17 protein-coding genes are annotated in these 17,686 nt (G+C 65.0%); 13 read left to right on the top strand and 4 right to left on the bottom strand.

Going from position 1 to position 17,686, the window contains the following annotated elements; translation table 11 throughout:
* Positions 1-284 precede the first annotated feature (284 nt).
* Positions 285-1,265 carry a magnesium/cobalt transporter CorA gene (gene corA, locus FQU96_RS17775; protein WP_146542662.1) on the top strand — a complete coding sequence of 327 codons (981 nt, stop codon included), beginning with the start codon at positions 285-287 and terminating at the stop codon, positions 1,263-1,265.
* A 55-nt stretch (positions 1,266-1,320) separates the two neighbouring features.
* On the opposite strand, the gene FQU96_RS17770 is transcribed toward corA, so the two are convergent.
* The 3 genes from FQU96_RS17770 to FQU96_RS17760 form a co-directional block, all read right to left on the bottom strand.
* Complete coding sequence (locus FQU96_RS17770) at positions 1,321-1,617, bottom strand: SCP2 sterol-binding domain-containing protein (protein ID WP_146542661.1); 297 nt, start codon at positions 1,615-1,617, stop codon at positions 1,321-1,323.
* A 218-nt stretch (positions 1,618-1,835) separates the two neighbouring features.
* Positions 1,836-2,270 (bottom strand): hypothetical protein, encoded by a 435-nt coding sequence (locus FQU96_RS17765; protein ID WP_146542660.1) that lies wholly within the window; start codon positions 2,268-2,270, stop codon positions 1,836-1,838.
* A gap of 90 nt (positions 2,271-2,360) precedes the next feature.
* Positions 2,361-2,855: a hypothetical protein gene (locus tag FQU96_RS17760; RefSeq protein WP_146542659.1), complete on the bottom strand. Its 495-nt coding sequence runs from the start codon at positions 2,853-2,855 to the stop codon at positions 2,361-2,363.
* Between the two features lie 301 nt (positions 2,856-3,156).
* On the opposite strand from FQU96_RS17760, the gene FQU96_RS17755 reads away from it, so the two are divergent.
* The 8 genes from FQU96_RS17755 to FQU96_RS17720 all read left to right on the top strand — a co-directional run bounded on the left by FQU96_RS17755 (position 3,157) and on the right by FQU96_RS17720 (position 12,846).
* Positions 3,157-4,026, top strand: coding sequence for an SDR family oxidoreductase (locus FQU96_RS17755; RefSeq protein WP_146542658.1), 870 nt, complete (start codon positions 3,157-3,159; stop codon positions 4,024-4,026).
* Positions 4,027-4,029: 3 nt separating this feature from the next.
* Positions 4,030-5,646, top strand: coding sequence for an acyl-CoA carboxylase subunit beta (locus FQU96_RS17750; RefSeq protein ID WP_146542657.1), 1,617 nt, complete (start codon positions 4,030-4,032; stop codon positions 5,644-5,646).
* A gap of 44 nt (positions 5,647-5,690) precedes the next feature.
* Positions 5,691-6,851, top strand: a complete 1,161-nt coding sequence (locus FQU96_RS17745) for an acyl-CoA dehydrogenase family protein (RefSeq protein WP_146542656.1) — start codon at positions 5,691-5,693, stop codon at positions 6,849-6,851.
* A 117-nt stretch (positions 6,852-6,968) separates the two neighbouring features.
* Positions 6,969-8,129: an acyl-CoA dehydrogenase family protein gene (locus FQU96_RS17740; RefSeq protein WP_146542655.1), complete on the top strand. Its 1,161-nt coding sequence runs from the start codon at positions 6,969-6,971 to the stop codon at positions 8,127-8,129.
* Positions 8,129-8,947, top strand: a complete 819-nt coding sequence (locus FQU96_RS17735) for an enoyl-CoA hydratase/isomerase family protein (protein ID WP_146542654.1) — start codon at positions 8,129-8,131, stop codon at positions 8,945-8,947. The genes FQU96_RS17740 and FQU96_RS17735 overlap by 1 nt, the downstream gene beginning before the upstream one ends.
* 16 nt (positions 8,948-8,963) lie before the next feature.
* The gene (locus FQU96_RS17730) at positions 8,964-9,431 is read left to right on the top strand and encodes a cupin domain-containing protein (protein WP_146542653.1); all 468 of its coding nucleotides are present in this window, start codon (positions 8,964-8,966) and stop codon (positions 9,429-9,431) included.
* A 16-nt stretch (positions 9,432-9,447) separates the two neighbouring features.
* Positions 9,448-11,412, top strand: coding sequence for an acetyl-CoA carboxylase biotin carboxylase subunit (locus FQU96_RS17725; RefSeq protein WP_146542652.1), 1,965 nt, complete (start codon positions 9,448-9,450; stop codon positions 11,410-11,412).
* Positions 11,413-11,481: 69 nt separating this feature from the next.
* Positions 11,482-12,846, top strand: coding sequence for a hypothetical protein (locus FQU96_RS17720; protein ID WP_146542651.1), 1,365 nt, complete (start codon positions 11,482-11,484; stop codon positions 12,844-12,846).
* A 17-nt stretch (positions 12,847-12,863) separates the two neighbouring features.
* Here the strand turns inward: FQU96_RS17720 and FQU96_RS17715 are convergent, their stop codons facing one another.
* Entirely contained in the window at positions 12,864-13,526 is a 663-nt protein-coding gene (locus FQU96_RS17715; protein ID WP_146542650.1) for a glutathione S-transferase family protein, read from the bottom strand.
* Between the two features lie 123 nt (positions 13,527-13,649).
* Between FQU96_RS17715 and FQU96_RS17710 the strand changes: the two genes are divergently transcribed.
* The 4 genes from FQU96_RS17710 to FQU96_RS17695 all read left to right on the top strand — a co-directional run bounded on the left by FQU96_RS17710 (position 13,650) and on the right by FQU96_RS17695 (position 17,597).
* Positions 13,650-14,675, top strand: a complete 1,026-nt coding sequence (locus tag FQU96_RS17710) for an ABC transporter substrate-binding protein (RefSeq protein WP_146542649.1) — start codon at positions 13,650-13,652, stop codon at positions 14,673-14,675.
* A gap of 16 nt (positions 14,676-14,691) precedes the next feature.
* Complete coding sequence (locus FQU96_RS17705; RefSeq protein ID WP_146542648.1) at positions 14,692-15,465, top strand: ABC transporter ATP-binding protein; 774 nt, start codon at positions 14,692-14,694, stop codon at positions 15,463-15,465.
* A complete protein-coding gene (locus tag FQU96_RS17700) occupies positions 15,458-16,255 on the top strand; it encodes an ABC transporter permease (RefSeq protein WP_255468397.1) in 798 nt (265 codons plus the stop codon). The genes FQU96_RS17705 and FQU96_RS17700 overlap by 8 nt, the downstream gene beginning before the upstream one ends.
* An 88-nt stretch (positions 16,256-16,343) precedes the next feature.
* Positions 16,344-17,597 carry an ABC transporter substrate-binding protein gene (locus FQU96_RS17695; protein WP_146542646.1) on the top strand — a complete coding sequence of 418 codons (1,254 nt, stop codon included), beginning with the start codon at positions 16,344-16,346 and terminating at the stop codon, positions 17,595-17,597.
* Positions 17,598-17,686: the final 89 nt, after the last annotated feature.

Below are 17,686 nucleotides of genomic sequence, written 5' to 3'. Positions count from 1 at the left end.
AGGTTCGGACCCCACTATCTCCTAAGAGTACTCCCAAGTATGCCTGCGCTCAACCGATCGCCGGCACAATGTCGCAGAGATCGTGCCGAGCTCGGGTTGACATTCGACCGGCGGCGGCGCTAAGGCCGGACGCCCGCCCGCGGCGGACGATCGTTATCACAGGGAAACGATGGACAGTCACAGTAGTACCCGGCGCCTTGCTGCCGGCGCGCCCGATCGGATGGCTCGCGAGTGACGTCGCCGCCTCCGGCGCGCCGGCTTGAGGCGTCGGACCGGAGGCCAGCATGATCAGGATCCTCACCAGCGGCGAACGCAAAATGGTCGATGTCGCCGCCGGCGCCGCGACGCTACCGGCCGATGCCGTGTGGATCGACCTGCTGTCGCCGACGCGATCGGAAGTGCAGTCGGTCGAGAAGGCGCTGGGGCTCGAACTGCCCACCCACGAAGAGATGCTGGAGATCGAGCCGTCGAGCCGGCTCTACCAGGACGGCGGCGCCACCTTCGCCACCGCGAGCCTGCTGTGGCACAGCGATTCTGAAACGCCCGAGATGTCGCCGGTCACATTCGTGCTAGGCGAACGCGTGCTGGTGACCATCCGCTACGGCGAGCCGAAATCGTTTTCCATGTTCCAGGTCCTGGCCGAAAAACAGGGTGTCGTCTGCCAGTCGAGCGCCACCGTGCTGCTGGGCCTGCTCGATGCCGTGATCGACCGGCTGGCCGACATCCTGGAGCGCTGCGGCATCGAGGTCGACCGCATCTCCAAGGATGTCTTCGGCCGCGCCACGCCCAACGGCCGCATCCACACGCCGACGCATGCCTATACCGACACCCTCCAACGCATCGGCCGGCAACAGGACATCGTCAACAAGGCGCGCGAAAGCCTGGTCGGGCTGGGGCGGGTGGTCGGGTTCCTGACGATCTCGCGCCAACCGCCGCTCGACAAGGCCGGTCGCGAGCACCTCAAGACGCTGTCGCGCGACGCGCGATCGCTCACCGACCACGCCGCGTTCATCGTCACCAACATCAACTTCTTGCTCGATGCGACGCTGGGCATGATCAACATCGAGCAGAACCAGATCATCAAGATCTTCTCGGTGGCCGCCGTCGCGTTCCTGCCGCCGACCCTGGTCGCCAGCATCTACGGCATGAACTTCGAATTCATGCCCGAACTGAAATGGTCGCTGGGATATCCGCTGGCGCTGGCCCTGATGGTGCTGTCGGCCGTCGTGCCGTTCCTCTATTTCCGCCGCCGCAAGTGGCTGTGAAAAGCAGCGGGGCGCGAGTCTGGCCGACCCGCGCCCCGCCCGTTTGAACCGCTTTCTAGCGCAGAATGCTCTGCAGCTTCATGGCGACGCCCATGTCGCCCTCGATCTTCAGCTTGCCGGTCATGAACGCGGTCATGCCGTCAAGCTTGCCGCCCACCAGGTCCACGAGGTCGGACAGCGACATCTTGATGGTGCAATCAGCTGCATTGTCGTTGTTGGAGATCACCGGCGGGCTCTGGTTGCCATCGATGAAGATCGCGCCGTCGGGCGTGGTGAACTTCACCGTGTTGCCGAAACCCTGCTTGTCGCCGGCGCCCGCCTGCATCTTCTCGGTCAATTCCGCGAGTGTCATCGCATGCTCCCTGTGGGCGATGGTCTATCTAGCGTCGGCGCCGCAAAATCGGCGCAAGCGCTGCCGCTTCCTCCCGGTTCCGCCCACCGGCAAGCCGCGTACAAAACGCAGACTGCCCGGCAACGCCCCGCTCGGCAACGTCGGCGGCACCTTGCTTGACGTTTACGTCAACGTCAACCGACACCAGGCACTACCTGTGAACGGTCATTTAGGATTGGCTATAATCTGGCCCCCATGAACGCCGGCTTGAACGGCGGCGGGGTCGAGCCCGGCAGATAGATCTGGCGGTCGGTCTCCCCGAGCATGGCACCTGCGACACCCCAGCCGATGCTGTCCTGCGACGGTGCATCGTCGCAGGACGCCAATGGCGTGCCACCGGGGCCGATACGTTGCGACGCGTGCTGCAGCGTGTCGTTCTCGGCAACCATGAGCAGCATCTGCTTGAGACTGACGGCGTTGCTGGCCACGGCCTGGCGCGCAAAGAAATAATACTCTGCCGCTGTCAGATCCTCGTCCCGAGCACCGCCGGGCGCGCAGCGTTCCGCCTGCAGCAGGCGGAACGCCTTGGTCAGTCGGCGCAAAACATCCTGTTCCGTCGCCTGTGCGGCCAGCGCCCGCCTAATGTGCGCTCTCACGATCGTGTCGTCGGCCATCGCATCCCACCCTGCATTCGGCCTGTCGCAGAGCAGAATACCGCATGGGATCGCCAGGTACTATCTAAAAAGTGATTACACACTTCTTTTTCACATGTAACCGCTTCCCTTCTCGGCCAGCCATTTGATCTTGTCGTCGAGCGATGAACCGGTCTTCACGAAATCCGGATTGAAAGGTGCCGGCAGAGAGCCGGGCAAATGTTTCAAGCGATCGAGCTCGCCGTCCCTGACACCCATGAGGCCCCATTCGATACTGTCTTTGGATGCCCGCGACGTGGGGTTGTCGGTCGTCTGCATCAACTTGCCCAACCCGACGCGCTGCAGCGTGAACTTGAGGCTGCCGTAGCCGATGACCAGCGCTCGCATCTGGCCCTGGTTACAAAAGTTGTTGGCCACCGACTGGCGCGCGAACAGGTAGTGTTCCGCTGCGGCCAGATCCTCGTCCGCCGACGCGCCCGGCCTCCGGCGCTCCTCCTGCAGCATGCGGAAAGCCTTTGACAGCCGTACCAGAAAGTTCGGTTCGTTCAGGTGTCGGCTGAGCGCACGATCGACGTGGCTTTGCGCGACCAGGTAATCAACAGCCATTCCACTCTCCCTCGGTCCTCTTGGGACACTTCACACCAGGACGAGAGTTGGTAACGGCACCGGCGCCTTTCCACGAAAAGATGAGTGAATATTCACAGCATAAAACTGCAACGAAGCGAAGGATGACAATCGCCCGGCGGAATGCCCTCAGGGTCGTACGCTTGACGTTGACGTAAACGTCACCTACCAACGGCCACCGCTTATGAACGGGCGTTTACGCGCCACCGATCGGCGGTTACCGTCCAATGCAAGACAGAGGCGCGACTCACGCGCCCTCTTCGGGAAACGTCGAGAGGTGCCGATGCCTTATCGCTCCGTGCTGCGCCCCGGGCTGTTCGCCGGCCAGATCATTGTTGTAACCGGTGGCGGCAGCGGCATCGGTCGTTGCACGGCCCATGAACTGGCGGCGCTGGGGGCGCACGTCGTGATCACCGGCCGCAAGCTCGAGAAACTCGAGGCGGTGAAGGCGGAAATCGAGGCATCAGGCGGCAGCTGCGAGTGCCACACTTTCGATATCCGCGAGGAACAACCGGTCAAGGATGCCATCGCCACGATCGTGGCCAGGAACGGCCGCATCCACGGACTGTTCAACAACGCCGGCGGCCAGTTCCCCGCCGACATCGCCGCGATCAGCCAGCGCGGCTTCGATGCCGTGGTGCGCAACAATCTGACCGGCGGTTTTCTGGTAGCGCGTGAGGTTTACAACCAGTCGATGAAGGATCATGGCGGTTCGATCGTGTTCATGGCCGCCGACATGCGCAACGGCATGCCCAACATGGGCCACTCCGGCGCCGCACGCGCCGGCACCGTCAACCTGGCGATGACCATGGCCTTCGAGTGGGGGCACGCCGGCGTGCGCGTGAATACGGTGTCGCCGGGCTGGATCGCCTCCAGCGGCATGGACACCTACGAGGGTGATTTCAAACGCGACATCCCCTTCCTCAAGAACCATGTGCCGCTGGGCCGCATCGGCACCGAGAGCGAGGTGTCGTCAGCGGTCTGTTTCCTGTTGAGCGAAGGCGCTGCGTTCATGACCGGCATCAATGTCTGCATTGATGGCGGCGTGCCCCTGGGGACCCGCAACATCGTCCTGCCCAAGGGCAACCGCTCGCAACCCTATAACGGGTTTCATTTGGCCGTGACGCCCAAGGTCCTGCAGGAGGGCGGCTGAGTCATGCCCGTTTTTGAAAGCCAGATCGATACGCGGTCGGACGACTACAAGCGCAATCGCGAGGGCATGCTGGCCGCGATCGAGGAATTTCGCGCCGCCGAGCAGGTCGTGCAGGCGATCGCGGACAAGGCGCGACCGCGTTTTCGCAAGCGCAAGCAGCTGATGCCACGCGAACGCATCGCGCTGCTGGTCGACCCCGGTGCGCCGTTCCTCGAGCTGATGGGACTGGCCGGCTACCGCATGCACGACGATCGCGACGGCAGCGGCGCCGGCGGCGGCGGCATCGTCGGCATCGGCTATGTCGAGGGCGTGCGCTGCGTGATCTCGGCGTCCAACAGCGCCGTGAAGGGCGGCACCGTGGCGCCGGCCGGCCAGCGCAAGGGCCAGCGCATGCAGCAGGTGGTGATGGAGAACAAGCTGCCGCTGATCTACCTGGTCGAGTCGGGCGGCGCCAATCTGCTGTACCAATCCGAGATCTTCGTGCCCGGCGGCCGCGGCTTTGCCAACCAGGCGCGCATGTCGGCGATGGGCATCCCACAGGTCACGGTGGTGCACGGCTCGTCCACTGCGGGCGGCGCCTATCTGCCGGGGCTTTCCGACTACGTCATCATGGTGCGCAACCAGGCCAAGGTGTTCCTGGCCGGCCCGCCGCTGTTGAAGGCGGCCACCGGCGAAGTCGCGACGGACGAGGACCTCGGTGGAGCCGAGATGCACAGCACGATCTCGGGCGTGTCGGAATGGCTGGCGGAGAACGACGCCGACGGCATCCGGTTGGCGCGCGAGGTGGTGCGCAAGTGGCGCTGGAACGACCATGCGCCGACGCCGCCGCAGCGGGCTTATGCCGAGCCGCTCTACGACATCGAGGAACTGTGCGGCGTGGTGCCGCCCGACTATCGCCAGCCCTATGATGTGCGCGAGGTGATTGCCCGGGTTGTCGATGGTTCTGACTTCCTCGAGTTCAAGGCGCTGTACGACCAGCAGACGATCTGCGGCTGGGCCGAGATCGAGGCACAGCCCGTGGCCTTCATCGGCAACAACGGGCCGATCACCACCAAGGGTGCCGTGAAAGCGGCGCAATTCATCCAGCTCTGCTGCCAGTCCGGCACGCCCATTGTCTACCTGCAGAACACGACCGGCTACATGGTCGGCACCGAGGCGGAGAAAGGCGGCATCGTCAAGCACGGCTCGAAGATGATCCAGGCCGTGGCCAACGCTACGGTACCGCAGATCACCATCGTGATCGGCGGCAGCTTCGGCGCCGGCAACTACGGCATGTGCGGCCGCGCCTACGATCCGCGCTTCATCTTCGCGTGGCCCAACAGCCGCACCGCCGTCATGGGCGGCGAGCAGGCCGCCACGGTGATGAAGATTGTCACCGAGCAGAAATATGCCCGCGAGGGCGGTGAGCCGCCGGCCGGCATGGTCGAGAAGATGTACAAGGGTATCGTCGAGCAGTTCGATCGCGAGTCGACGGCACTCTACAGCACGGGCCACTTGTGGGATGACGGCCTGATCGATCCGCGCGACACCCGCCGAGTGCTGGCCTTCACACTATCGGTCGTGCGCGAGTCGATGGCGCGTAAGCTGCGTTCCAGCACATTCGGCGTCGCCCGGATGTGATGGTCTCATGGCTCGACATGATGGACTGATGAAAGAGAATCCCCATGCAATTCACCGCCGAGCATGAAGAGCTGCGCCGCACCTGGCGCACGGTCATCGACCGCGAGATCAACCCCTACGTCGACGCGTGGGAACAGGAAGGCATCTTCCCGGCGCATGCGGTGTTCAAGAAGCTGGGCGATGCCGGCCTGCTGGGTGTCGACAAACCGGTCGCGTTCGGTGGCGCCGGCCTGGATTTCTCCTACGCCATGATCTGCTCCGAGTCGTTGGGTCACGTGAACGGCGGCTCGGTCCCGATGGCCGTGGGCGTCCAGATCTCCATGGCGACGCCGGCCCTGGCGCGCTTCGGCAGCGACGATCTGCGCCAGGAGTTCCTCGCCCCCTCGATCCGCGGCGACTATGTCGCCTGCCTCGGAGTCTCCGAGGTCGGCGCCGGCTCCGACGTTGCCAGCATCAAGACGACAGCCCGGCGTGTCGGCGGCGACTACGTCATCAACGGCGGCAAGATGTGGACCACGAACGGCACCCAGGCTGACTGGATGTGCCTGCTGGCCAACACCGGCGAGGGCGACACGCATCGCAACAAGTCGCTGATCTGCGTGCCGATGAAGACCAAGGGCGTTCAGGTCGTCAAGAAACTCGACAAGCTTGGCATGCGCGCCTCGGATACAGCCCAGATCTTCTTTGACGAGGTGAAGGTGCCGGTGCGCAACCTCATCGGCCAGGAGGGCATGGGCTTCGTCTACCAGATGAAGCAGTTCCAGGAGGAAAGGCTGTGGGCCGGTGCCGGCACCCTGCAAGGGTGCGATCGCATCATCAACGCCACCATCGACTACACGCGCGAGCGCAAGGTGTTCGGCAGGCCGCTGCTCGACAACCAGGTGATCCATTTCCGGCTGGCCGAGCTGAAGAGTGAAGTCGAAGGGCTGCGCGCCCTGGTCTATCGCGCCTGCGAGGAATATCTGGCCGGCGAGGACGTCACCATGCTGGCCTCGATGGCCAAGCTGAAGGCCGGGCGCCTGCGGCGCGAGGTCTCCGATGCCTGCCTGCAGTACTGGGGCGGCGCCGGCTATCTCTGGGACAACCCGGTCGGCCGCTCGTTCCGCGACGGCCGCCTGGGCTCGATCGGCGGCGGCGCCGACGAGATCATGCTGCAGATCATCGCCAAGCTGATGGGCACCCTGCCCAAGCCGGCCGGGAAATGAGATCAAACACTGTCATCCCGAGCGTAGCGAGGGATCTTCTGATGCAAGCGCACCGTGCGCCACCTTCCGAAGATCCCTCGCTGCGCTCGGGATGACAACGGAGCGCGAGGAAACACCATGCAGCTTACGCCCGAGCACGAGCAGATCCGCCGCACGCTGCGCACCATCATTGATCGCGACATCAATCCGCACGTCGACGACTGGGAGCAGGCCGGCATCTTCCCGGCGCACGAGGTCTTCAAGAAACTCGGTGACGCCGGACTGCTGGGCATCAACAAGCCGGTCGAGTACGGCGGCGCCGGACTGGACTACTCCTATGCCATGGTGATGGCCGAGGAGCTGGGCCACATCAACTGCGGCTCGGTGCCGATGGCGATCGGCGTGCAGACCGACATGGCGACACCGGCCTTGGCGCGCTTCGGCAGCGATGCGCTGCGCCAGGAGTTCCTGGTGCCCTCCATTAGCGGTGACTACGTTGCCTGCCTGGGCGTCTCCGAGGTCGGCGCCGGCTCGGATGTCGCCAGCATCAAGACGACGGCGCGTCGTGTTGGCGGCGACTACGTCATCAACGGCGGCAAGATGTGGACCACCAACGGCACCCAGGCTGACTGGATGTGCCTGCTGGCCAACACCGGCGATGGGTCGGTCCACCGCAACAAGTCGCTGATCTGCCTGCCGATGAAGACCAAGGGCGTGCAGGTCGTGAAGAAGCTCGACAAGCTCGGCATGCGTTCGTCCGACACGGCGCAGATCTTTTTCGACGAGGTGAAGGTGCCGGTGCGCAACCTCATCGGCCAGGAGGGCATGGGGTTCACCTACCAGATGCAGCAGTTCCAGGAGGAGCGGCTGTGGGGCGCGATCAGCGCCGTGGTCGGCATGGACCGCCTGATCGACCAGACCATTGAGTATACGCGCGACCGCAAAGCGTTCGGACGGTCGCTGCTCGACAACCAGATCATCCACTTCAAGCTGGCGGAGCTGAAGACGGAGGTCGAAATCTTGCGCTCGCTCTGCTACCGCGCCTGCGAGGAGTACCTGGCCGGCAACGACGTCACCATGCTGGCCTCGATGGCCAAGCTGAAAGCGGGACGCGTCGTGCGTCAGGTCGCCGACGGTTGCCTGCAATACTGGGGCGGCGCCGGCTATCTCTGGGAAAGCCCCACCGCGCGCGCCTTCCGCGACACGCGCCTGGCCTCGATCGGCGGCGGCGCCGACGAGGTCATGCTCCAGATCATCTGCAAGCACATGGGCACCCTGCCCCGCCTGGAGAATCGTTGATGGCCGACTTCCGCCCCACGTACGAAACACTGATCCTGCGCCGCGACCGGGCGCGGCTTTACGTGACGCTCAACCGGCCCGAGGTGAAGAACGCGCTGAACCCGACCCTGCTCGGTGAGCTGCGGGAGGTCATCGCCCTGCTGCGCGATCGCAGCGATATCAAGGCCGTGGTGCTGCGTGGCGCCGGCGGCACGTTCTGCGCCGGCGCCGACCTGCGCAACATGGAGAAGAGCTTCGGCGGCGCACCCAAGCCGGGTGAGAAGGACCCGATTGCCGCCAACAATCGCGAGTACGGCACTTTCCTCGAGGCGCTGGGCAACCTGCCACAGGTTGTGGTCGCGGCCGTCGAGGGTTACGCCATCGCCGGCGGCTTCGGGCTGGTCTGCGTCTCGGACATCGCCATCGTGACGGAAGATTGCGGGTTCTCCATGTCCGAGACCGCCATCGGTATCGTCCCGGCGCAGATCGCACCTTTCGTGGCGGCGCGCATCGGCGTACCGCAGACAAGGCATCTGGCGCTGACGGCGGCCCGCTTCAAGGGCGCCGACGCCGTGCGCCTGGGTATCGGTCACCACCTGGTCAAGGACTCCGCCGCGCTCGAAACCAAGCTGGAGGAAGTTCTGAAACAAATCGACCGCTGTGCGCCACTGGCCAACGCACTCACCAAGCAAGTGATCATGCGGGTCGGCACGCAGCCCTTGTCGCAGGTTCTGGATTTCGCGGCCGATTGCTTCGCCCAGGCGCGGCGCAGCCCCGAGGCGGCGGAAGGTCTGCGTGCTTTCGCCGAGAAACGCCCACCGCGGTGGGCCGTCGATTGACGTTGGAGGCAACCCGATGTGGCCAGTCAGCGTGAAGGCTGCCGATCTGCCTGAAAGGATCGGCACGGACTATCCGGCACCGCACGATGTGCCCTGCCGACAGCGCAGCCGGCGGCGACTGGCCGACGCGTTCGGCCTCGGCCAGTTCGGCGTCAACCTGCTGGAACTGCCGCCGGGCAGCTGGTCATCGCAACGTCATTGGCACGAGCGCGAGGACGAGTTCGTCTATGTCCTTGAGGGCGAGGTGGAACTGGTGACCGACACCGGCGCCACCACCCTTACTGTCGGAACCGTCGCCGGCTTCCGTGCCGGTGAGCCCAACGGCCATCATCTCGTGAACCGCTCCGGCCAGGTGGCACGCGTCCTGGAGGTCGGCACGCGTACCAATACCGATGTCGCACACTATCCCGACATCGGCATGCAGGTCCGCGACGACGATACCGGCGGTACCTATTTCACCAGTGACGGTCGTCCCCTCACGTGATCGGCAGACACGCACGATGACTTTCTCAAAGATCCTGATTGCCAACCGCGGTGAGATCGCCTGTCGCATCGCCCGTACGGCGCGCATGCTGGGCTATCGCACCGTTGCCGTCTTCTCTGACGCCGATCAAGACGCGCTACACGTTGCCGCCTGCGACGAAGCGGTCGGGCTGGGCGGTAATCTGGCGGGGGAAACCTACCTGGATATCGCCAAGGTACTGGCGGCCGCGCAAGCAGCCGGTGCCGACGCCGTTCACCCCGGCTACGGCTTTCTGTCGGAGAACGCAGCTTTCGCACAGGCTTGTTCCGACGCCGGGCTTGTGTTCATCGGCCCGCCCCCTGCCGCCATCGACGCGATGGGCAACAAGGCCGCAGCCAAGCGGCGTATGATCGACGCCGATGTTCCTTGTGTGCCGGGCTATCAAGGAAACGACCAGAGCGATGCTCTCCTGATCGCCGAGGCAAAGAAGATCGGCCTGCCGATCATGGTGAAGGCCGCTGCCGGCGGTGGCGGCCGTGGAATGCGACTGGTGAACACCGAGTCCGATCTGGCCGAAGCGATCCGCACCGCGCGCGACGAAGCCACCAACGCGTTCGGTTCGGGCGAGCTGATCCTGGAAAAAGCGATCGTCGATGCGCGCCATGTCGAGATCCAGGTCTTCGCCGATGCGCATGGCAATGTCGTCCATCTCGGCGAGCGTGACTGTTCGGTCCAACGCCGCCATCAGAAGGTCATCGAGGAGGCACCCTCGCCGGTCGTCGACGCCGCGCTGCGGCATCGCATGGGAACGGCCGCCGTCGCCGCGGCACGCGCGATCGGCTATCGCGGCGCCGGTACCGTGGAGTTCCTGCTGGGCAAGGACGGCAGCTTCTACTTCCTGGAAATGAATACGCGCCTGCAGGTCGAGCATCCGGTGACTGAAATGATCACCGGACAAGACCTCGTCGCCTGGCAGCTGGCTGTGGCTGCCGGCGACGCACTGCCCCTGCAGCAGGACGAGATCCGCTTCACCGGACATGCCATCGAGGTTCGGCTGTATGCCGAGGATCCGTACAACGGCTTCCTGCCGCAGACCGGTACGGTATCGGTCTGGCGCCCTGCCGAGGGCACCGGCTTGCGCGTGGACCATGGCGTGCGCAATGGCCAGGTGATCTCGCCCTACTACGATCCCATGATCGCCAAGGTGATCGCGCACGGCGCCACTCGTGCCGACGCCGCCCGCAAGCTGGCGCGTGCCCTGGAGGACACGGTCGTGCTGGGCCCGACGACCAACAAGCACCTGCTGGTCACGATGCTGCGCCACCCTGTCTTCGTCGCCGGTGATGCCACGACCGCCTTCATCGGCGATCACTTTCCACCCGCGGCCCTGACCGCTCCGACACCAACCGCAGCGCACTGGGCGCTGGCGGGCGGCCTCGTTTACGAAACCGCCCGGGTGCAGACCGGCGCATTGCTGGGCGGCTGGCGCAACTCCAACCCGGTTGCGACCCTGCTGCGCTTGAGAGTCGGCAGCACGCGCCAGGAGATTCAATTGGACCGCCGCGCCGACGGCACCCTGGCAGCGGTCGCTGGTGACACGACGTTCATCCTGCAGATCGGCACGCCTCGGGATGCACAGGTGCGTTTCGCCATCGACGGCGTCTGGCGGCAAGCCCATGTCCACGCGATCGGCGATGGCTGGCTGATCGAGCTCGATGGCCTGTCGTTGGCGTTCGCCGACGTCACGCACGAGGCGCCGCAAAGCGCCGATGCTGCCGGCGACGGCACATTGCGGGCACCAATGGACGGCCGGATCGTGGCCGTGAAGGTCGCTGCCGGCGACGCGGTGGTGCGCGGCCAGACACTGGTCGTCCTGGAAGCCATGAAAATGCAGCACCAGATCCGCGCGACTGCCGACGGCACCATCGCATCGGTGCCGGTCAAGGAAGGGGAGCAGGTTCCCGCCCGGGCCATTCTGGCGACTGTGACAATTGCACCCTAGGGACAATTGCCACATTGCAGCCGGGTCATCACCATTGACAATCGGGGCCTTCGTGCGGACTTTGGACCCATGGTCTCAGCGTTCACGTACGTCATTTTCGGCCGCACCCAGGCGGCATTGTCGCTCGCGCTGCTGCTGGTTGCCGCGGGCGGACAGCCGGCCGAGGCGCAATCGGTCGACCCCAGCGTCGCGGACGCAGTAAAGCAGTTCAATCTCGGCGCAACCTGCCGCCGGACCTATGAAAAGTACCTGAAAGGCGGCGAAATCCGCGCTTTCGCCACCAACCGCCGCGGCCAATGCGGCTATGCGGCCAACTACCGTACACCCGAAGCCGCCCAGATCGCCGCCATCGGCTTCTGCCAGCGCGGTAATGTTGGGGGCTGTACAGTGGTTGCCACATTCGCCGGGACCGCCGAGATCAACCGCTCGGGCAGCGAGGCGCCCGGTCGCATTGCCTGGCCGCCCGACGTCCCCAGCGACGAGCCGCCTGATGCCAATGCAGCCGGATTGACGGGCGTCTGCCGCGAACTCTACGACACCTATCTGCTGGGCGCGCCCAATCGGGCCTTTGCGCGCAGCAGCGACGGGCGCTGTGGATATGCCACCGGCCACCGGACCATCGGCGAGGCGCGCAAGGCGGCCATCGACCAGTGCGGCAAGCTTGCCCGCACGACCTGCGAGATCACCGCGGCAGCCGAGCCGGCGGCCGCGCCGGACGGCCTGCTCACCGCCGTACAGCCCCTGACGCTGGATCCGCTCTTCCGCCTGCATGGCCCGACTCGTGCGACCGGCGCCATCATCTGGAGCCACGGCCGCGGCGCGACATCGGACGGTCGTCGCGCCGACCGGCGCTCGGCGCCGGCGGCAACCATCATGCGAACCCTGGGCAATGCCGGGTGGGACGTCTACCGCGCCGATCGGGCACCCGCGAACGACACCAATACCTGGGGTACCGCGGCATTGACCCTGGGCATCGAGAAATTGCGGGCGCTGGGTTACAGCAAGATCATTGTCGCGGGGCAGTCGGCGGGCGCGTGGATCTCGCTGATGGCCATGGACCGTGTCGATGGTCTCTATGCCGTTGTCGCGCTATCGCCGGCGACACACGGCAATCGCACCGTGCGCACCACACAGAAGGCCAACGCCCTGCGCGAATTCGAAGAGTTGTTGAACCGCCGTCGATCACCGGAAACACGCGTCGTGATCGCCCTGTTCGACAACGACGACTATGACCCTGACCCGGCTGAACGCGTGCGGATCTCCCGCGATCGAGCGCAGGCGCCCGGCATTCCTCTCCTGCTGATCAACCATCCGTCGGAGCTGAGCGGCCATATCGCCGGAACCGAATTGCCGATGGCGCAACGCTTCTCCACCTGCCTGCGCGATTTCATGGCGCGGCCCTCGGTACCGACCGGCGTGGCGTCCTGCAATTAGACACGCCCCCATCGTGCTCAGCGGGATAGTTCGCGCGGCGAACGGGTCACCTGGACACTGGGCCGACTGGCCATGGCCTGCCACCATCGGCTGAGGGCCGAATACCTCGACAACATCTGCTCCCCCTCGGGAGCCAGACGGAACAGCGCAAACATGGGCTGGGCATGCAGGTCGGCCAGGCTCAACGTTTGACCAGCAAGGTACGGATGGTCTGCCAGGCCGGCATCGAGCACCCGCAGGCATGTTTCAGCGCGCGGTAATGCTGCGGCAATGCGCGCTTCGTCAGACGGCCGGCCCTCGGTCGGCACACTGACGCGCTCAACGAAGATGTCCCACACCAGCGTGCGATAGGCGTAGCTGTCGCAGATGCTGATGATCTGGTTGACGTGGGCCCGGCCCCTGGGATCCGACGGCTGCAAGGCCGGGCCCGGGAAGGCTTCGTCGATGTAGCGGCTGATGGCACCGCTTTCGTACAGGCGCAACCCGTCGTGCTCGAACGCCGGGATGCGACCGAATGGCTGACGTTCGACGTAGGCCGCCGGCGGGCCGCCTGGGGCAAACACGTCAACCTCCTCCAGGTGGTAGGCAACGCCTTTCTCTTCCAGCGCCAACCGTGGGATGCGGGTGTAGACGCTGTAACGGGCACCGAAAAGAACAGGTGAACCAGCAGTATTCGCCATATCGCTCTCGCATGGGCGTTGTCCCTGATATGCGATGATACGCCATTCCGCCGTGCGTTGACCCGTCCCATCACGGCCGTTAGTTTCACGATAAATCAATGCCGCTATGGAACGGGGGGTTTCATGCTCAATCGGCTCATCGGATCGCTTGTCGTGCTGGTGGCCCTCTGCTGCGGTCTGGCGGCTTCAGCACAGGAAAAAGTATCGATCGCCGCTCTGCGTTTCGTGTCCTCGGCGCCGATCTTCATCGCCATGGAGAAGGGCTACTTCAAGGACAAGGGCCTGGACATCGAGTTCAAGTTTTTCGACGCCGCGCAGCCGATCGCCGTGGCTGTCGCCGCCGGTGACGCCGATCTCGGTATCACCGGCCTTACCGGCGGCTTCTTCAATCTTGCCGGCAAGGGCGCCATCAAGATCATCGCGGCTCAATCGCGCGAGGAACCGGGCTACGATTTCGTCGCCTACGTGGCGAGCAAGAAGGCGTTCGACGCCGGGTTCAATGATCCCGGCAAATTCCCCGGCAAAACCATCGCCATCACCCAGACCGGCTCGACCTTCCACTACATGCTGGGCATGTTGTCCGAGAAGCGTGGCTTCAAGCTGACCGACGTGACCCTCAAGCCGCTGCAGTCGATCGCCAACGTGACGGCAGCCCTCAAGGGCGAACAGGTCGACGGCGCCCTGCTGCCCGCCAACAACGCCTACGCCGCGGAGAAGGAAGGGTTTGGCAAGATCATCGGCTGGGTGCACCAGGAAACGCCGTGGCAGCTGGGAGCGCTGTTCGCCGGCAGCCGTGTCGTCGATCAGCGGCGCGCGACGGTCGAGAAATTCATGGCCGCCTATGTGATGGCCTGCGCCGACTACGCCGAGGCCTTCCTCCAGCGCGACGCCGCCGGCAAGCGGGTGTTTGGCGAGAAGGCCGACGCCCTCATTCCCATGATCCAGAAATATGTCGAGCCCAAGCCGTCGCCCGACCAGGTCAAGGCCAGCGCTTCCTATATCGATCCACAAGGCCGGTTGCTGGTGAAGAACATCTACGACCAGGTCACCTGGTACCAGGCGCAGGGCATGGTCGCCCGCGATGTTGACGCCGGCAAGTTCCTCGACCTCAGCTTCGTGAAGGACCACCTCGACCCGCCGAAGCGGTAGTGCGAAGCCCGCCTCCATGGATCTGCGCCTCGACGGTATCACTCACCACTACGACGGCCTGCTCGCCCTTGACAGCATTGACCTTGCCGTGCGCGACGGCGAGACCGTGGCGATCATCGGCCCGTCGGGCTGCGGCAAGTCGACGTTGCTGGGAATCGTGGGAGGCTTGTTGAAACCGACGTCGGGCCGGGTCGAGACCATCGGCGCACCGCGCGCGGATTCCCTCAATCCGTTCACCTACATCTTCCAGGACTTCGCCCTGCTGCCGTGGCGTTCAGTGGCAGCCAACGTGGCACTGGCACTGGAACATCACAAATTGCCGCGCGCCGAACGGCATGATCGCGTGCAGGCGGCCCTCGACCTCACCGGCCTGAGCGATTTCGCGACGGCTTTGCCCAAACAGCTTTCCGGCGGCATGCGCCAGCGGGTGGGCATCGCGCGCGCCCTGGTCGTGCGGCCAGCAGTCCTGCTGCTCGACGAGCCGCTGTCGGCGCTCGATGCGCAGACACGTGAGCTGCTCATGGAGGACCTGCTGGCGATCTGGGCACGCGAACGCTCGACGCGGCTTTACGTGACGCACAATCTCGACGAAGCGGCGCGGCTGGCTGATCGCGTGGTGGTGCTATCGCGGCGCCCCGGCCGCCTGCGCGAGATCGTGACGATCGACGTGCCCGTCGCCGAGCGCACCGGGCCGTCGGCACAGGCGGTGATCGCCGGCGTGCGCGATCGCCTGTGGATGCTGATCCGGGATGAGGCCCGCGATGCCGAACGCGAGGTTCAGCATGCCTGACAGTGCAACCGCCAGGACGGTGCCGTTTCGCGGCGGCGGCTTCCAGCCGCAACCGCGACGACTGGTGCCGATCGCCGTGTTCATCGCCGTCATCGGGCTGTGGCAGATCGCGTCCTCGCGCGGCTGGCTGCCGGCGCTGTTCATGCCCAGCCCGTGGCAGATCGTCGGCGCCTTCGGCGACATGATCGACAACGGCACCTTGGGGCAGCATATCGGCGCCTCGCTGTCGCGCATCGCGCTGGGCTGGCTGCTGGGCACGATCGCCGGGCTGGCCATCGGCCTGGCCATGGGCATCTTTTCGGTGGCGCGCGCCGCTGGGCTGCCGGTCGTGTCGGCCCTCTTCCCGATCCCCAAGATCGCGCTGCTGCCGCTGTTCATCCTGTGGTTCGGCATCGGCGAGCCCTCGAAGGTCGCCACGATCGGCTTCGGCGTGTTCTTCCCCACCGTGATCGCGGCCTACACCGCCTGCGATTCGGTGCCACGCAATCTGATCCGGATGGCCCAGAGTTTTGGCCTGCCGGCATCCCACATCGTCTGGAAGATCCTCGTGCCGGGCGCCATGCCCGGCATCCTGTCCGGCTTCCGCATCACCGCCTCGATCGCCCTGATCCTGGTGGTGGCGGCCGAAATGATCGGCGCCCAGTACGGCATCGGCGCCTTCATCCTGAGCGCCGGCAATCTGATGCAGACCGATCAGCTTCTGGCTGGCGTCACCCTGCTGTCCCTGCTCGGTCTGGTGGTCAGCGTCGTGCTGGGTATTGTCGAACGGACGGTCCTGCGCTGGCGCTGACAGATCCCTGTGGCGGGCGCCGGCATTGTTTGATACGCCATCAAATCTGCAATTCAGTGCGTTTTGTCTCGCTGTCCAGGGAGGTACCATGTCCGACACCCGTACCGGCTTGACCCGCCGTGCCCTTGCGCGCGCCGCCGCTGCCGGTTCTGCGCTCATCGCCGCGCCGTTGCCGTTGCGCCATGCGCTGGCCCAGGAGAAGTCCGACCTGCGCGTCGGCATCCTGCTGCCGATGTCCGGCGTTCAGGCCCAGATCGGGCAGATCTGCATGCGCGGCGCCGACCTCGCCAACGACGTGCTGGCGGACATGAAGATCGGCGTGAAGATCGATCTGTTGCGCTATGACACCGAGACGAACGCCGACGTTGCGCGCACCCAGGCCGAGAAGGCGATCGCTTCAGGCGCCCACGTCCTCATCGGGGCATTCGACTCCGGCCACTCGATGGCGATCGCACAGGTTGCCGAACAGAAGCAGGTGCCGTTCATCGTCAACATCGCGGCCGCGCCGGCGCTCACCGAGTCCGGCTTCAAGTACGTGGTCCGCAATTTCCCGACGGCGCCGATGTTGGTCACGGGCGCGCTGACCTTGCAGAAGGACCTGTTCGCCGCCGCAGGCAAGACGCCCAAGACCGCCGTGCTGATGTCGGTCAACGATACGTTCGGCGAATCGATGATGAAGGCGATCCCGGGCTTGGCCAAGAAGCTGGAGATGCCCTACGAGATTGTCGACGTCATCTCCTACGACCCGCGCGCCAAGGATCTTTCGGCCGAGATCGCCAAGGCGAAGGCCACCAAGGCCGAGCTGGTGATGCCGGTCAGCCGCCTCAACGACGCCAAGCTGCTGATCCAGGAGATGGTCAAGCAGCAGTACGAGCCGATGGGCATCGTCAATCCCGGTGCGCCAGGCCTCTACGAGGTCGACTTCCTCAAGACCATGGGCAAGTTCGCGAACTTCCACGTATCGAACGTCCCCTGGATGAACCCGAAGTCGGTGATGACCCAGGCGCTGGAGAAGCGCTTTGCCGCCAAGTACAAGGACGGCCAGGTCGACCTCAATGTCGGCTACACGTTCGAGGCGCTGCTGATCGCCGCCGATGCCTGGAAGCGGGCCCAGTCGCACGCCGGCAGCGCCTTGATGGAGGCACTGCGCAAGACCGACATCAAGGACCACGTGATGACCGGCGGCGCCATCCAGTTCGACGCCAAAGGCCAGAACGTCAACATCAAGGCTGCCGCCGTACAGAACCTGAAGAACAAGCCCACGGTCGTGCTGCCGGCCGAGTTCGCCGTCACCAAGCCCGTGTTCCCGATGCCGGGCTGGCGCGCAAAGGAACGCGGCTAGGGCTTGACCCGGGAGCGCGGGCGTCCCACCCATAGGCGCTAACTTAGCATTGGACAGCGGGAACGAGTTGAGATTCAAAGAGGTAGGGG

Origin of the sequence: Reyranella sp. CPCC 100927, assembly GCF_007859315.1 — a bacterium.
GTDB lineage: Bacteria > Pseudomonadota > Alphaproteobacteria > Reyranellales > Reyranellaceae > Vineibacter.
This window is presented reverse-complemented; position numbering and strand designations above follow the sequence as displayed.

Bases quoted from the DNA above. Each gene is read 5' to 3' on its own strand.
- corA (WP_146542662.1), top strand. From the start codon at position 285: ATGATCAGGATCCTCACCAGCGGCGAACGCAAAATGGTCGATGTCGCC.
- FQU96_RS17770 (WP_146542661.1), bottom strand. From the start codon at position 1,617: ATGACACTCGCGGAATTGACCGAGAAGATGCAGGCGGGCGCCGGCGAC.
- FQU96_RS17765 (WP_146542660.1), bottom strand. From the start codon at position 2,270: ATGGCCGACGACACGATCGTGAGAGCGCACATTAGGCGGGCGCTGGCC.
- FQU96_RS17760 (WP_146542659.1), bottom strand. From the start codon at position 2,855: ATGGCTGTTGATTACCTGGTCGCGCAAAGCCACGTCGATCGTGCGCTC.
- FQU96_RS17755 (WP_146542658.1), top strand. From the start codon at position 3,157: ATGCCTTATCGCTCCGTGCTGCGCCCCGGGCTGTTCGCCGGCCAGATC.
- FQU96_RS17750 (WP_146542657.1), top strand. From the start codon at position 4,030: ATGCCCGTTTTTGAAAGCCAGATCGATACGCGGTCGGACGACTACAAG.
- FQU96_RS17745 (WP_146542656.1), top strand. From the start codon at position 5,691: ATGCAATTCACCGCCGAGCATGAAGAGCTGCGCCGCACCTGGCGCACG.
- FQU96_RS17740 (WP_146542655.1), top strand. From the start codon at position 6,969: ATGCAGCTTACGCCCGAGCACGAGCAGATCCGCCGCACGCTGCGCACC.
- FQU96_RS17735 (WP_146542654.1), top strand. From the start codon at position 8,129: ATGGCCGACTTCCGCCCCACGTACGAAACACTGATCCTGCGCCGCGAC.
- FQU96_RS17730 (WP_146542653.1), top strand. From the start codon at position 8,964: ATGTGGCCAGTCAGCGTGAAGGCTGCCGATCTGCCTGAAAGGATCGGC.
- FQU96_RS17725 (WP_146542652.1), top strand. From the start codon at position 9,448: ATGACTTTCTCAAAGATCCTGATTGCCAACCGCGGTGAGATCGCCTGT.
- FQU96_RS17720 (WP_146542651.1), top strand. From the start codon at position 11,482: ATGGTCTCAGCGTTCACGTACGTCATTTTCGGCCGCACCCAGGCGGCA.
- FQU96_RS17715 (WP_146542650.1), bottom strand. From the start codon at position 13,526: ATGGCGAATACTGCTGGTTCACCTGTTCTTTTCGGTGCCCGTTACAGC.
- FQU96_RS17710 (WP_146542649.1), top strand. From the start codon at position 13,650: ATGCTCAATCGGCTCATCGGATCGCTTGTCGTGCTGGTGGCCCTCTGC.
- FQU96_RS17705 (WP_146542648.1), top strand. From the start codon at position 14,692: ATGGATCTGCGCCTCGACGGTATCACTCACCACTACGACGGCCTGCTC.
- FQU96_RS17700 (WP_255468397.1), top strand. From the start codon at position 15,458: ATGCCTGACAGTGCAACCGCCAGGACGGTGCCGTTTCGCGGCGGCGGC.
- FQU96_RS17695 (WP_146542646.1), top strand. From the start codon at position 16,344: ATGTCCGACACCCGTACCGGCTTGACCCGCCGTGCCCTTGCGCGCGCC.